General features: G+C 51.0%; 10 protein-coding genes. 2 read left to right on the top strand and 8 right to left on the bottom strand.

The window, feature by feature from the left end; all coding sequences use genetic code 11:
- The first annotated feature begins 127 nt into the window (after positions 1 to 127).
- A complete protein-coding gene (locus ACTNBK_RS15220; RefSeq protein ID WP_441147388.1) occupies positions 128 to 955 on the top strand; it encodes an XRE family transcriptional regulator in 828 nt (275 codons plus the stop codon).
- A 392-nt stretch (positions 956 to 1,347) separates the two neighbouring features.
- Here the strand turns inward: ACTNBK_RS15220 and ACTNBK_RS15215 are convergent, their stop codons facing one another.
- The 5 genes from ACTNBK_RS15215 to ACTNBK_RS15195 all read right to left on the bottom strand — a co-directional run bounded on the left by ACTNBK_RS15215 (position 1,348) and on the right by ACTNBK_RS15195 (position 9,291).
- A complete protein-coding gene (locus ACTNBK_RS15215) occupies positions 1,348 to 2,394 on the bottom strand; it encodes a radical SAM/SPASM domain-containing protein (RefSeq protein ID WP_441147386.1) in 1,047 nt (348 codons plus the stop codon).
- Between the two features lie 290 nt (positions 2,395 to 2,684).
- Complete coding sequence (locus ACTNBK_RS15210) at positions 2,685 to 3,908, bottom strand: radical SAM protein (protein WP_441147385.1); 1,224 nt, start codon at positions 3,906 to 3,908, stop codon at positions 2,685 to 2,687.
- 534 nt (positions 3,909 to 4,442) lie between these two features.
- Positions 4,443 to 6,566: an NlpC/P60 family protein gene (locus ACTNBK_RS15205; RefSeq protein ID WP_441147383.1), complete on the bottom strand. Its 2,124-nt coding sequence runs from the start codon at positions 6,564 to 6,566 to the stop codon at positions 4,443 to 4,445.
- 42 nt (positions 6,567 to 6,608) lie between these two features.
- Positions 6,609 to 8,945 (bottom strand): VirB4-like conjugal transfer ATPase, CD1110 family, encoded by a 2,337-nt coding sequence (locus ACTNBK_RS15200; protein WP_441147381.1) that lies wholly within the window; start codon positions 8,943 to 8,945, stop codon positions 6,609 to 6,611.
- Positions 8,938 to 9,291 carry a PrgI family protein gene (locus tag ACTNBK_RS15195; protein WP_441147380.1) on the bottom strand — a complete coding sequence of 118 codons (354 nt, stop codon included), beginning with the start codon at positions 9,289 to 9,291 and terminating at the stop codon, positions 8,938 to 8,940. Before ACTNBK_RS15195 ends, ACTNBK_RS15200 begins: the two co-directional genes overlap by 8 nt.
- 102 nt (positions 9,292 to 9,393) lie before the next feature.
- On the opposite strand from ACTNBK_RS15195, the gene ACTNBK_RS15190 reads away from it, so the two are divergent.
- Entirely contained in the window at positions 9,394 to 9,756 is a 363-nt protein-coding gene (locus tag ACTNBK_RS15190) for a molecular chaperone GrpE (protein ID WP_308543393.1), read from the top strand.
- Here the strand turns inward: ACTNBK_RS15190 and ACTNBK_RS15185 are convergent.
- The 3 genes from ACTNBK_RS15185 to ACTNBK_RS15175 form a co-directional block, all read right to left on the bottom strand.
- Entirely contained in the window at positions 9,753 to 10,598 is an 846-nt protein-coding gene (locus ACTNBK_RS15185) for a hypothetical protein (RefSeq protein ID WP_008979960.1), read from the bottom strand. The genes ACTNBK_RS15190 and ACTNBK_RS15185 overlap by 4 nt on opposite strands.
- 309 nt (positions 10,599 to 10,907) lie before the next feature.
- Positions 10,908 to 11,234 carry a formate hydrogenlyase gene (locus ACTNBK_RS15180; protein WP_441147378.1) on the bottom strand — a complete coding sequence of 109 codons (327 nt, stop codon included), beginning with the start codon at positions 11,232 to 11,234 and terminating at the stop codon, positions 10,908 to 10,910.
- Complete coding sequence (locus ACTNBK_RS15175; RefSeq protein WP_441147376.1) at positions 11,231 to 12,868, bottom strand: VirD4-like conjugal transfer protein, CD1115 family; 1,638 nt, start codon at positions 12,866 to 12,868, stop codon at positions 11,231 to 11,233. Before ACTNBK_RS15175 ends, ACTNBK_RS15180 begins: the two co-directional genes overlap by 4 nt.
- Positions 12,869 to 13,107: the final 239 nt, after the last annotated feature.

The following is a 13,107-nucleotide window of genomic DNA, read 5'->3' as shown; positions in this document are numbered from 1 at the left end:
GTAAATGTTTCCTGTTTCTTCATCCCCATACACCACCATTGCGTTGATAGTGTTATTATCCCACATCCGGAGCCTTTATGGTAGTGCGGATTAAATCAGAGATTCCCTAAAGGACGGAGGGATTATCATGCCAAGTGAGAAAAAAAGCCGGGGTACAGGCCCAGCTAAAATCGTTTCTTTCCGCCCCAATGCGGTTTGGAATGCTGCCGAGGAACGCGCAGAAAATGTCATTGGACAAAGACTTTCCATAGAACGAAAGCAACGTGGCCTTACCCTGGAGGCACTGCGTGAGTTGCTGCAAAACCATGGTGTGGAGATCCAGATCCAGGGGTTAAACAAATGGGAAAAAGGACTTACAGTACCAAATGCATACCAGTTTATTGCGCTCTGCCGCATACTTGGGATTGAAGACTGCATGGTTGGTATGGAGTCAGTGCTTTTGAACGATACGGGGCTGCGAAAGCTGGATGAGTACAAGATGGATCTCATTGCTTCTGGCCGCTATCGGCCTGCTCCGGAGCGATATACAGAAACTTACATTGAAATGCCAATCAGCACACTGGCTGTTTCGGCTGGAGTTGGTGAATTCTTGGATGAAGGCGGGTTTGAGATGATTCGCTTCCCCCAAAGCGCTGTTCCCAGTAATGCGGACTTTGGGGTTCGAGTCAATGGAGACAGCATGGAACCGGTCTATCATGACGGTCAGATTGTTTGGGTGGAAAAAAGGGATACTTTGCAGCCTGGAGAAGTAGGGGTGTTCATCTGTAATGGAGAAGGCTATTTGAAAATATACGATTTACAACAACCAGCCACAGAAGAAATGGATGACTACATGGACAGTGCGGGTGTGCTACATCAACAGGTGATTTTGGTATCATATAATGAACGATACACCCCCAAGCGCATTCTCCCAAGCGATTCTTTCTCTATTGTGGGACGCATCTTGTCCAAGTAGCGTATAAGCATTGAATCAGGGTACTTAATGGGGTCGATAAGGATTCTGTAACCGCCAAAGGAGCAGGCGGATAGTCTGTGGATTTTTCTCCATAACAGTCTATCCGGTCTCGTATAGTATCTTCCAGCCCTCGATATTCTACGACGCTATCACTATTATAGAGATATTTTTACACATCAGTCCCATTTCGGTAATCCATGCCTGGTTTGACAGTTATATAAGTCCCACAAGTAAAATCCCTGTGGGACTCATTTTGCATATAGCTGGTTACGCAAGTGCAGAGCACTTTAAGAGGTGAGACGGCCATTGGAATTATTGACGGCAATTTCGTTCGTGGTAACGTATCACAGAGCCTAAAACACATGCACACTTACCCTCTCCACACCAAGGTATCATATGTATGTATCATCGGCAACAAAATTAATAGTCGAGTAGTTTCTATCATTTGCGTCGAATTCCCGGATAAAATCGGTCACTTTTGGATCATTCCAACACAGATTAATTTTCTTCGCCCACACTTCGGCAAAATCATCTATAAGTATATTACCTATAATAAATGGAGCCATACCATCAATGCGTATATCGCCATTCGGCCTAATTAAGGCTGCTGTATACGGTTTCTCGCGCTGCCGCTCTAAGCCACTCCGAACACTATTAGACGTTTTTATTTTCATGCGACCTTCATATTTTGTAGCATTTTCCTTAACCTTTTGGTAAAGCATAGCTCTCTGTTCACCAGACAACAATAAATCCTGATTCTGCGCAACTCTTCCACTTAGGCACACTTCACCCACTGTTATAGCTAAAGCTCCCAAAGAATAGGCGAAACTGCACATGTCATCTATATCATTCAAATTATATGGTGTAACACAGTGTGCGATTTTGAGGGGTATTCTATTCTCTGAAACCGCAATCGCGCCCTTTACAGCCTTCTCCCAGCTACCATGTTTCTGCCGGAAAAAATCATGATACTCAGCTGTTGTTCCATCAATGGATATTTGAACCCAATGATACCGGTATTTTTTTAGTTTTTCCGCGACCTGCCTTGTAAGTAAATAGCCATTAGTCTGCAATAAAAAGCAGGTTCCGTCATCGTGAAGAATGTCCATGAGTTCAAACAAGGATTCTCCCAACAGTAATGGTTCACCTCCAGACAGTAAACACTCAAATACACCTCCTTTCTCCACAAGATAGTGCGCAAAAGAGATCCATTTTTGTGGAGTCATAGCATCGGGAACATTGTTGTATATACCAGAATTATTATAACAATGTTTGCAAGCAGCATTGCAGTGTGACGTTAATTCAAATTGCAAGGATGCCAGTGGAAATGATGATAATTTGGAATATAGTCCCGCTTTTTCAAGCGCATTTTTAACTGCATCCTCATCAGTCAAATCAATAGTTCCTATTGCATCGTAGTATTTTTCTTGATCCTTCATTCTATACCTCACGCGTATCAAAGATACAAATTGCTCATAGTATTTCACTCAGCGTTAGAGAGTACCTAATAAAACCGAGAAGCAACGAAAACGGTAGCAAGGGGTTGCAGGACCAGGTGAGTATCCGCCCTGCGCTCATACCGAACAAGTAAGTGCCTGTATCGATAAACCAAGCGGCACGTTCGGCAATCCAACCGTGTTTTACCAGACGAGAAGATTGCTCGAAGCCTTGCCGGGCAATCTGGTATTTGATATACTGTGCCGTACAGGCCAACCTGCAAAACAGAAAGTTATTTTTCCCACTTTTCTCTAAGTTTTGCTACAAATTCGTCCTCATTTTCCCACTCTCCCGATAACGGATCGTAGGTACAATACCAAGGTTTTTCTAATAGATTTCCGCTTAACGAATTCGGGCGACAATCAAAACATGCATACCGAAATTCACACAGGCAACATTCATCTACTTTATCTTTGTTTAGCAGGCGTATATTTTCATCTAAATTAATTCCATGATTCTTGTCTATTCTACAATGCTTCATGCGCCGTTCCATTACACACGGAAACACATCCATATTGGCCGTAATATACAGGCGATTATTGAAACAATTGTGCCCTGATAGTAGTCGAGCTGCAAAGTACCTACTGATAGGGGCTTGAAACGACTTTTTAGTTATAAGTTTTTTACGAATTAATTCTTCAGACAGCAAAGAGAAACTTGCACGGCCAGACATTCTAACAACATCTTTATCAGGACTCAATTCGTATAAATTAGTTGATCTATTCCCTAGATCTATATCTTTCATTAAAACATTGCATACTCTGTAAGTAATTCCTAATCGTTTGAGTTCCTTTATAGTATTATTGGTTTTTGCAAATGAACCCTTACATCCAGTAACTGCATCGTGCATATTTTCATCATAAGAATATACTGATAATGCGACGTGAATATCATTTTTAGAGAGGTATTTGAACCATTCTGTACTCATCAATGTTCCATTAGTAAATATCTCAATTAGGGGAAATTTTCCAACAGTGTAATCAAGCATATCTTTTAGCAATGGCTTGTCAAAAAAAGGTTCTCCGCCAATAAGTTGTACTTTTTTGACTCCTAAACTTAAAAGATTATCAATTACTATTTTATAGTTATCTAAAGTCATAAAATCATTACATCGAATATCGGACTCGTTATAGCAATGGCGACATCTTAAATTACACTGATTAGTAACTTCAATCCAAGCAAAGGTAAACTTCATATCAGGTAATTTAATTTCTTCAATGTGTCTAGTAACCGCTGTTTCCGATAGTGTAAGAATTCCATTACTAACTAATTCATCAAAGATACTTTGTAGGTCTGCATCAAGTAAATCAACGCAAATACCTTTCTGATTCGCCAAATCAACTTTATCTGACAATTCCTTATTTAGGCTATATAGTTTAGAAGAATTAAAGTCATAGATACATCCTCTTGTATTTCCTTTCACCAAATATACATTCTTACTCAAAACATAAAACATGGTGGTTCTACACCTCCTCCAAATATTAAAAAAATAGCACACTGCCAAATTAATATTCTTGGCAGTGTGCCGACCTAATAATTAATAATTCAATTTTTACATAGGAGAACATTCAGGGCCACAGCACCCTTCAACTTCGGGATAACATGCACCCGAAAATGGACGGCAATCTTCCATCTCCATGACAGGTGCTTTCTCGACATTAGTCAAACATTCAAATTCATACATAATAATGGCTCCTTTACAATGATGTACTGTAGTTACCACCTGTCATCATCACTAGGTGTCCGAGAAATGGAGTCGCAATTGCCCTGGTCATCATACCATGTAGTAGTTCCGTCCCCATTATCGCTTCCCCAAAAATGCATACCATCAGACTCGTTCGTGGATTCACGGTCAAAATCGCCCCAGCCAAAGGGATCCATACTTCCAGGATACGGCATATAACGCCCCCCTTTTATCAAGTTACAAAAATACTATCTAGAATATATCATTTGCAATGCCAAAAGTCAAGATTTTTTAGCGCTATTGTCTTTATTGTCGTTGTCCCTCGTAATACAGTGGACGTCCAATAGAGGTAAAGCCCTCCGGGCCAGTGATCACCACATTATTTTGGCTGAACGCACAGTGGATGATGAGCAGGTTTCCGCTTTCATCTCTACCACCTACGATTCCCACATGCTCGTCACCGGGATAGAATACCAGATCGCCAGGCTGGGCCTCATTCCAAGAGATGGGGGTACAGTAGGTGTGCTGCATGTGAGCACCGCCGCCGTGGCCTATGATGTACTCTCCGTCAGTGACATTGTAAAATACCCAATCGACGAATCCACTGCAATCTAACCCGTAGGGCAGATAGGTTCCGGTAGTCGAGCTGCCGTCTGCCCATACCTTGGTAAGCTGGCCCCACCGGGAGTCCCAGCCAATCACCAGGGACTTCCCGCCCCAGAAGTAGTTGACCTTACCTACCAGCCTGCAGGCGGTTTCCACAACAGCCCGGCGCTCTGGATCCAGATCAGCGGGCAGCTCAGCCAGCAGCTTCTTTGCTGTGACGTCTGAGATCGTGAGATCCCCGGCCAAGGCAGCCAGCATGTCGGAATTTGTCAGCAGTTTATCCAGAGCCTTGTTCTGTTCCTCGGTGAAAGAATAAAATACCCGCATATCATCTGGCGTCCTTGCGGTGATCGTCACAGTGAGTATTTGCTCTGTCCAGACCGGAGTGTCTCCGGAGGCGGGATGTTCCACCTCTCTGGAGGAGGAGGTCAGCTTTGTCATGTCCCAGAACACTGTGCGCAGGGCCTCCACATTGGCCGCATCCAATATCGCCACAGTCGTTCCATCAGAAGCGCCCGCCGTTTTGGCGGCAAACACCGCCAGAATATCAGACCAGGGGGGCGGCTGCCCCTGGATCTCCAGCGTGTCATATCCACCCTCTGCCTGCATACTGGAGATCTTCTCTCCCAATTCGCCGTTGATCTGTGCCACCGCCTGGGCGGGAGAGATGGCTCCGGTTGTTTCATCAGGTCCGGCAAAAAAGATACCCAGCGGTGAGGCGAGGATGATGCCGCACAGACAGATGACAATCACCACCGCAATCACCACTCCACCGCCTGCTGTGGCTGCGGCGGCCAGAGCCTTAGCTGCCGCGATCACGGCGCGGAGCGCGCGGTTTGCCGCCTGTGCGGCCTGCCTGGCGGTCATACGGGCCACCTTTGCGGCCTTTTGGGTTCGTGCCAGTCTGGCTCCCGCCTCCGCCGCACGGCGAGCCTGTCGTGCCGGAAACGCTCTTACAGGCGGTTTCCCACCCGGCTTTCCAATTCCAGCTGTTTTGCGAATGGGATGGCCAGCCGATTTGACCGGCACACCTCGTTCTTTTACTGCCGTCTTTGCGGTGCTGCCCATAGCCTGCCTGGAGACCTCCGCATGAGGCTGGGGCTGCACATGAGAACCACCTGTCTGCCCGGACACCTGCCGCAGCTGCTTGCGGGCCTCTATACCTTGTGGCCGTTTTCCCGAGGGAGGAGCTGCCATGGGGCCGTCCTCTCTCACAGGCAAGCGCCGCTCCAGTTTCCCACTGCGGAGAAGGTTGCCCTGGCGCTCCTGCATAAAGGACGCTTTTCCCTGCTGCAAGGCGCTTGGCGGTGTGGCAGGTGCGGGATCGGATTGCATCTTCAGATAGGCGTCCTTGGTCTTGATGTTTCTTTTTTGAGGCGTTTGGAGTGCGGACTGCGGCTGTGGGCGGTTTCTGCCCGCACTCTGCGCCCGGAGCGGAGCTCCCGCTTCCTTCCCGTGAAGGCGGTCCTTTGGAGGCAGAATACTGTCATCTCTTGGCCTTGCTGCTCCTGGCGGATCGTGACGGCCAGGGTATCCGTCCGGGCCTGCGTCCGGGGTATGTTTTGCGCCTTTTTTTCGCTTTCTAAGCAGACGCTCGGCCAGCTGCTCCGCCTGTTTGACGCCACTCACCTCGGCATCGCCCAGTTGGTCACCGCCGAAGTCATCCCGCTGGCCGTGCTGAGCCGTGTCCCGCAGCTGGCCCCGCAGGCGCTCTGTGCCGTCATCCAGCCCTCTGCGGATCAACTCTTTCGGCGCGGACTTGACCCGCTCTTTCAAAGTGTGCTGCACCTGGGGTTTCTCTTTGATTTTATCGATATATCTCACCTCGCTCCAGCAGGGAGGGGTCAGGGCCCCTCCCTGGTTTTATTACGCGGCCAAGTCAGAGGGCTTGGTCGTCATCAGTTTATAGAGCTGCGTATGACGGGGGAAATTGTCCATGAAGGGCACAATGGCGCTGCCACACTTGATGAGACCCCGTCCAAAGTCCACATTGGTGATGTAGGAGAGCTGGTTGTCGGAGATGTTCAGCAGCCGGGCCAGTTCCAGCCGGTCGGTGCTGGCCTGGTTGAGCATGACCAGGAATTCACTGTTGGCCAGCATGGTCCGGGCCGTGTGGGACTGGAGCAGATCGTCCACATTCTGGGTCAGTCCGGTGCAGCAGGCACCGTACTTCCGAACCCGCTTCCAAAGGGTGAACAGAAAGTTGGCGCTGTACTCATGCTGGAACAGCAGATAGATCTCATCGATATAGATCCAGGTATTCCGCCCCAAGCGGCGGTTGCGGGTGATCCGGTTAAGAAAGCTGTCCAGGATCACCAGCATGCCCATGGAGAGCAGCTGTTTGCCCAGCTTCCGGATGTCATAACAGGCGATGCGGGAGCTCATGTCCACATTGGTGGGTTTGGCAAAGGTGTTGAGACTGCCCTCCGTGAACAGTTCCAGGGCCAGAGCCACATCCCGCGCCTCTGCCTCCGGCTGGCGCAGCAGTTCGGCGTGAAAGTCCTGGAGTGTGGGGGCCTGGCCCCGGCAGCCGTCCCGCACATAGTCGTGGTAGCACTGTGCTGTACAGCGGTCAATGATGGACTTTTCCTTGGCAGACAGCTTTCCGGCCCCCACAGACTGTTCACAGAGAGAAAGCAGGAACTCCGATTTCAGCACCACGGGGTTTTCCCCCTCGCCGTAGCCCTGCTCCATGTCCATGGCGTTGATGTGGTTGCTGGAGGTGGCCGAGATCTCCACCACCTGGCCGCCCAGCCCCTCCACCAAGGGACGATACTCACTTTCCGGATCGATGATTAGGATGTCATCCTGGGTAGAGAGGGCCAGGGCGGTAATCTCCCGCTTGGCGGTAAAGGATTTGCCGGAGCCGGACACGCCCAGAACAAATCCGTTGCCGTTGAGGAGCTGCTTGCGGTCGGCAATGATGAGATTTTTGCTGATGACATTCTGGCCGTAGTAAATGCCGCCCCGGTCCCGGATCTCCTGGGCTTTGAAGGGCATGAGGACGGCCAGGGCCTCGGTGGTCAGGGTGCGCAGGGCGTCGATCCGCCGCAGCCCCAAGGGGAGGGCGGTGACAAGGCCCGCGTCCTGCTGCCAGTTCAGGGTGGTCAGCTGACACAGATGCTTGCGTGCGATGGACTGGAGGGTCTCTGTGTCGCTGTCCAGCTCCTCCTTGCTGTCGGCCAAATGCACCAGAGTCACCACAGCGAACATCATCCGCTGATCCCGTGTGGTCAGGTCATCCAGCATTTCCCGCGTCTCTTTCCGCTGCTGCTCCAGGTCGTAGGGCACCACCGCGGAGAAGTTGTTGTTGCTGTTCTGCCGCCGCTGCCAGTTGGTGACGTTGGTCTCCACCCCCAGCAGGCGGTTCTGCATTTCCCGCACGGCCTCATCGGTGGGGACAGGGATCACGTCGATGGACAGCATCATGGTGCGGTTCAGGCTGGTGAGCTCATTGATCATGGAGTCCTTGATGTAGCTGGCATACTCCTTGAGGAACATGGCCCGGCCATATTTATTGCCCAGGATAAAGTGATCCTTCCGAAACTCCATGCTGTCCGGGCAGATGGTGTCCTTGAAGGAGCGCCCTGTTTTCATGCACTCCCGCAGGTCGATATGGAACCGGGCCTCCTCGCCCACTCGGTAAAAGTCGTGGAGCACACGCAGCCGCTCCACCGCGTCCAGCTCCTCACAGTGGGAATCCAGGTGATTGAGCCGGGTGGTCACATCATTCATGACCCGGTCAAAGAAGGTGCGGGCCTCCTCGGGCGTTTTCTTATGGGCGGATACTGTGACATATCGCTCCTGCACCATGCTGTTGGAGGAGTCGGTGACCTTGTCCAGCAGCATGGCGTTGTACTCCGAACGGCCCCCGTCCAGATGGTCCCCCTGGGGCGGGATCAGGATCTCCTGCTCAAAGTTTCGGCGGTTGAGCCGCTTGTTGTTGATGGTAATCTTGGTGGTAGAGCCGGTGTCCAGGGCATTGAGCAGTTCCGAGTAGCCCAGGAACATGGAGGTCTTGTCCTCTTTGGAAGCGATGGCGTAATTGATGTCGGAAAAGCGGACGGTTTTCGAGAATTTTCCGCCAAACTGAAAAAGCCCATCCGGCCAGAGGCGGCGGATGGGGATGGTATCCTGTACGGACTTGGGCACCGAAAGGTGCTCTTTGTCCTGCTTCAGTGTGTTTTGAAGAGTCTTAATCAAGTCGGATGGCCTCCTTTATTGATGTGTGTTCCATAAGTTTGACATAGAGATCCTCCGTTCGGAATAAGAGCCGTTTGGGCATGAGAAATTCTGAGCGGATATAAGCCATGAAAAAGCGTTCCAGGGTCATGCCGTTGTAGGTGAAAAAACCGCCCAGGGCAAAGGGAAACGCGGCCAGGATGCATACCCAGCCGATCTCGCCGATCCCAAGCACCGGACGCAGGCAAAAGTACATGGCCAGCGCCACCAGAACGGCCAGAAGGGCAAACAAAAATTGCCGCAGGGACAGGCCGAAGAATAGGCTTTCCTGATAATTGCGTACCTCTTTATTGATACGGACCTCCAAGGTCTCACCTCCTACATTTCTGTTTGGTTTTCATGGACAGACCGTTGCAAAGTCTGCCTGGCTATGGTACCATTTGCTCAACTTAGAAAGGGAGTGGAGCGTATGGCATACTTGATGCTCGGGATTGTAATGATTTTTCTCTCCATTGTGTTCCGGTTGGCAGCCGTGTTTCGCCTGACCATTCCACTGCTTTATGCGCTGATTGTCCCCACTGTTTTCCATGAGTGGTACCATAGTAATCAACAATTGGGGGATCTGATCGGATATATGCTGCTGGCGGCAGTGGCCCTGTCCTGGGTAATCTCCCTGGTTCGGAAGATCCGTGGCATTCTGCTCCGGCGGAGGGAGGACAAGATGCTGGAGCTTATCGTGCTCAACCGTATGCGGGAGGCACAAATGTATGGGAAACCAGAACCGGATGGAGGATATAAGATCCAGGTGGATGACCTGTTTGACGATAACTAACCAAGCCCCATCAATTCCCGGATGATCCGGTCGCTCATCTTGATCGAGCCTACCAGCACCAGCATATTGAAGATCAATTCTCCAATGTAGTTCCAGACCAGTGTGGCCGGTGCTGTGGAAGCGTCGCCCACAGCAGGTGGGGCGGAGGCAAACTGCGAAAAAATGACGCAGGCCAGCACAATGATACAGCCCTCCAGGCAGATGGCGGCATAGCTTTTGAGGAAAGCGACGCCGATGCTGCTGGAGGGCTGTCCCGCAAAACTAGACAGAGGGATGGGTGCGATAGCGGTTGCCATATAGAGCTTGAAAAAGCGGGAGTAAACGGTTAGGATCATAATGAGGGAGAGAACCCAGATAAACAGAGACCCCAGCAGGGTGACCGCCCAGAGGGGGATGGAATCCCATATACCCACATTTTCAATGGCGGTAATGAGTTCCTCCGGGAGTGTGGTGGGCGACATGGCAGTCATGCCGGATGCGTCCATGATGGTGGATACTGCACCCTGGGCGATTCGGAACAGGGCGTTCATCAGTTCCATGCCATAGGTCACTGCCGCCTGGGCCAATACAAAGCGGATAAAGCACTTGAAGGCCACCTCCGGGCGCTTGATCTCGGTAAAGCTGCCGCAGGTCTTGACTACGCCCATCACGAAAAACAGCACCAGCAGAGCGTAGCCGATGGCTTGGAGCGCGCCGTTGATGCTGACGATCACGTTCCAGATCCCGCCGCCTTTGAATTCCTCCGGGGTAGTGCTGATCAGGGTCCAGATCTCTGCGAGTTTGTCGTTCCAGGTCTGCAGTGCGGAATTCAGATTGTCTACGATCCAGTTTCCACTGCCCATGTTGCATCACCTCCTTCAATAAAAGACTTGTGATTGAAAAATTGTGCTACAAATGCTATACTGCACTTGGCCCCAGGAGGCACGGTAGAGAGAGTCATCGGATAGCAGGGCGACCATATATGGGGCAACTGTCACTGACTATCGCGGAGGTGTTGCCGATTGTTTCGGATTTCTTAACAGTTGCGTCTTTTGCAGTTCTCATGTTGACAAAATTGTTGCTTAATTCTTGCTCTTTTACCGGCCTCTTAAATTATTAGTAAAATGCTGTGGATGCTGATATCCACAGCATTTTTACTTAAATTTATAATTTTATCCGGTAATGAGAGTGAGGATCTCCTTGGTAAAGGTGATCACAATACCGCCAGCAATGGTGAGCATGCCGTTGGCCCGCTGAGAGGGGTCGTGGCTCTTGAGGGACAGGCCAAGCTGGAGGACACCGAAGCCCAGCAGGATCAGGCCGATGGCTCGAATCAGGGCGAAGATGAACTCGGAAAGGTTGTTGACTACCGTCAGCGGATCGTCTGCGGCAAAGGCCGGGACAACCATAACGGTCAGCGCCAGAACGAGGCAGGAAAACAGGGCGTACAGTTTCCGTGCGCGGCGCTCATACTTACGGGTGGTCAGATCATGTTTCATGCTGCAGTCTCCTTTTCTTTGTTGGTTTCATCGGCAGAAATAACCTGGAAGAACGGTGTGCCTGGAATGGCCGGTGTGGTGTTGTGTCCATGGTGAATATACGGCGCTCCGCCTCCGTCCACGGTGTAGCGGATAGCGGGGTGCTCGGTCAGTTCATACTTTAGGTCCATGACGGGTTTTGCTCCCCGGATAAACAAGATGCAATAGCGATTATCCAACGCACGAACCTCATCGGGGGTAAGCAGCTCCCGTCCGCTCATCTGGAAATTGGTGGAGTAGGAGCCCGATTTGCCCTTGGTCTGCCCATGGGTCTTTGTATCAATGGTGGACTTGCCCAGGGCCTCGGAGATGTACTTATGGGTGCTCTGCTCGTTGCCGCCCAGATAGAGGATGGTGTCCGAGTTTCCGGGGATGGTCTCCCAGGAGTCCTTGTACAGCTCCTTGATCTGGGCCATGTTCTGAATGATGGTGCTGGAGGAAATGTTGCGGGAACGCATGGTGGCCAATTCACGAGTGTACCCTGGCAGCGGCATGGCTGCGAACTCATCCAATACAAAGTGGACGTGCTGGGGCAGCGCCCCATGATGGATCTGGTCCGCGCTGTAATAAAGTGTCTGAAACGCCTGGGAATAGAGCAGGGACACCAAGAAATTGAAGGTGTTGTCATTGTCCGGGATCACGGCGTAGAGAGCGCATTTCTTTTCTCCCAGGGTATAGAGGTCCATATCGTCGTGATCTGTGATGGCCCGGATCTGGGGTAGGTTAAAGGGGGCCAGACGAACCGCGGCGGATACCAGGATGCTCTTGGCTGTCTTGCCTGCGCTCTGCTTGAATACTTTGTACTGCCTGAGAGCCACGCTCTCCGGGTTCTCCCGTTCCATGGCCTGGAACAGTAAATCCAGGGGGGAGAGATACTCGTCATCCTCCTCTCGAACCTCCGCGTATTCCAGCACCCGCATGACCATGGAGAAGTTCTGCTCATACTCCGGTGCCTCCTGGAACAGCATGAGGATGATGGCCTGGAGGAGCGCCGTCTCCGCCTTGGTCCAAAACGGATCAGATTCATGGCTGCCCTTTGGTGTGGTAGCCTGGATGAGATTATTAACCAGCTTGAGGACATCTTTTTCATCTCTCAGATAGCGGAATGGGTTATACCCGTCCGACTCCTCCAGGTTGACCAGGTTGAGCACCCGGATGACATATCCTTTGCTTTTCAGCCACCCTCCGGTCGCAGTGAGCACCTCCATTTTCGGGTCAGTAATGACATAATTGGTGTTGGCCTCCAGAATGTTTGGTTTCACATAGCTGCGGGTCTTGGCCGCGCCGCTGCCGCCAATAACCAGGACGTTGAGGGAGCGGCGGTGCTTGTGGGTGTCCAGGCCCAGGCGGACATGGCGGGTCAGAATCTTGTTCTCTTTTTGGCGGAACATGGCGTTGACTTGCCGGGGAGAGCCCCAGGCGGCGGAGCCGTGCTCCTCACCGTCCCGAGTGCGCCGTTGCTCAGAGGTGTAGATACATAGGCCCATGATATAGAGGCCGGTACAGATCAGGATGGACAGCAGGCTTTTGTCTGTCCAATGGATATCCAGCGGGTGCTGGAGCGCCGTTGTCAGATTGGTAAGAAGTTCCGGCAATCCACGCCCCAAAGATTGGGCAATGAGCAATGCGCCCCAGACCACCGGAACATAGAAAAACAGGGCCAGGACAATGTCACCGGCCCTGGAGTTTTGCTTCAGGAAGAATCACCTCCAGACAAAAATGGTACAGCCATGAGCAAAACTCCAAAAGAGTAGTAATTGCAATGGTTTCCGGTCATGGCTGAAACCGAAAATCACTCATATGATATAGAAAGCGGAGCCCCATTCTGGTAAAA

The organism is Intestinimonas sp. HCP28S3_D6 (assembly GCF_052065695.1).
Classification (GTDB): Bacteria; Bacillota; Clostridia; order Oscillospirales; family Oscillospiraceae; genus Intestinimonas.
Note: the sequence above shows the minus strand (reverse complement) of the source record. Positions and strands in the feature narration are given on the sequence as shown.

Bases quoted from the DNA above. Each gene is read 5' to 3' on its own strand.
- ACTNBK_RS15220 (WP_441147388.1), top strand. From the start codon at position 128: ATGCCAAGTGAGAAAAAAAGCCGGGGTACAGGCCCAGCTAAAATCGTT.
- ACTNBK_RS15215 (WP_441147386.1), bottom strand. From the start codon at position 2,394: ATGAAGGATCAAGAAAAATACTACGATGCAATAGGAACTATTGATTTG.
- ACTNBK_RS15210 (WP_441147385.1), bottom strand. From the start codon at position 3,908: ATGTTTTATGTTTTGAGTAAGAATGTATATTTGGTGAAAGGAAATACA.
- ACTNBK_RS15190 (WP_308543393.1), top strand. From the start codon at position 9,394: ATGGCATACTTGATGCTCGGGATTGTAATGATTTTTCTCTCCATTGTG.
- ACTNBK_RS15185 (WP_008979960.1), bottom strand. From the start codon at position 10,598: ATGGGCAGTGGAAACTGGATCGTAGACAATCTGAATTCCGCACTGCAG.
- ACTNBK_RS15180 (WP_441147378.1), bottom strand. From the start codon at position 11,234: ATGAAACATGATCTGACCACCCGTAAGTATGAGCGCCGCGCACGGAAA.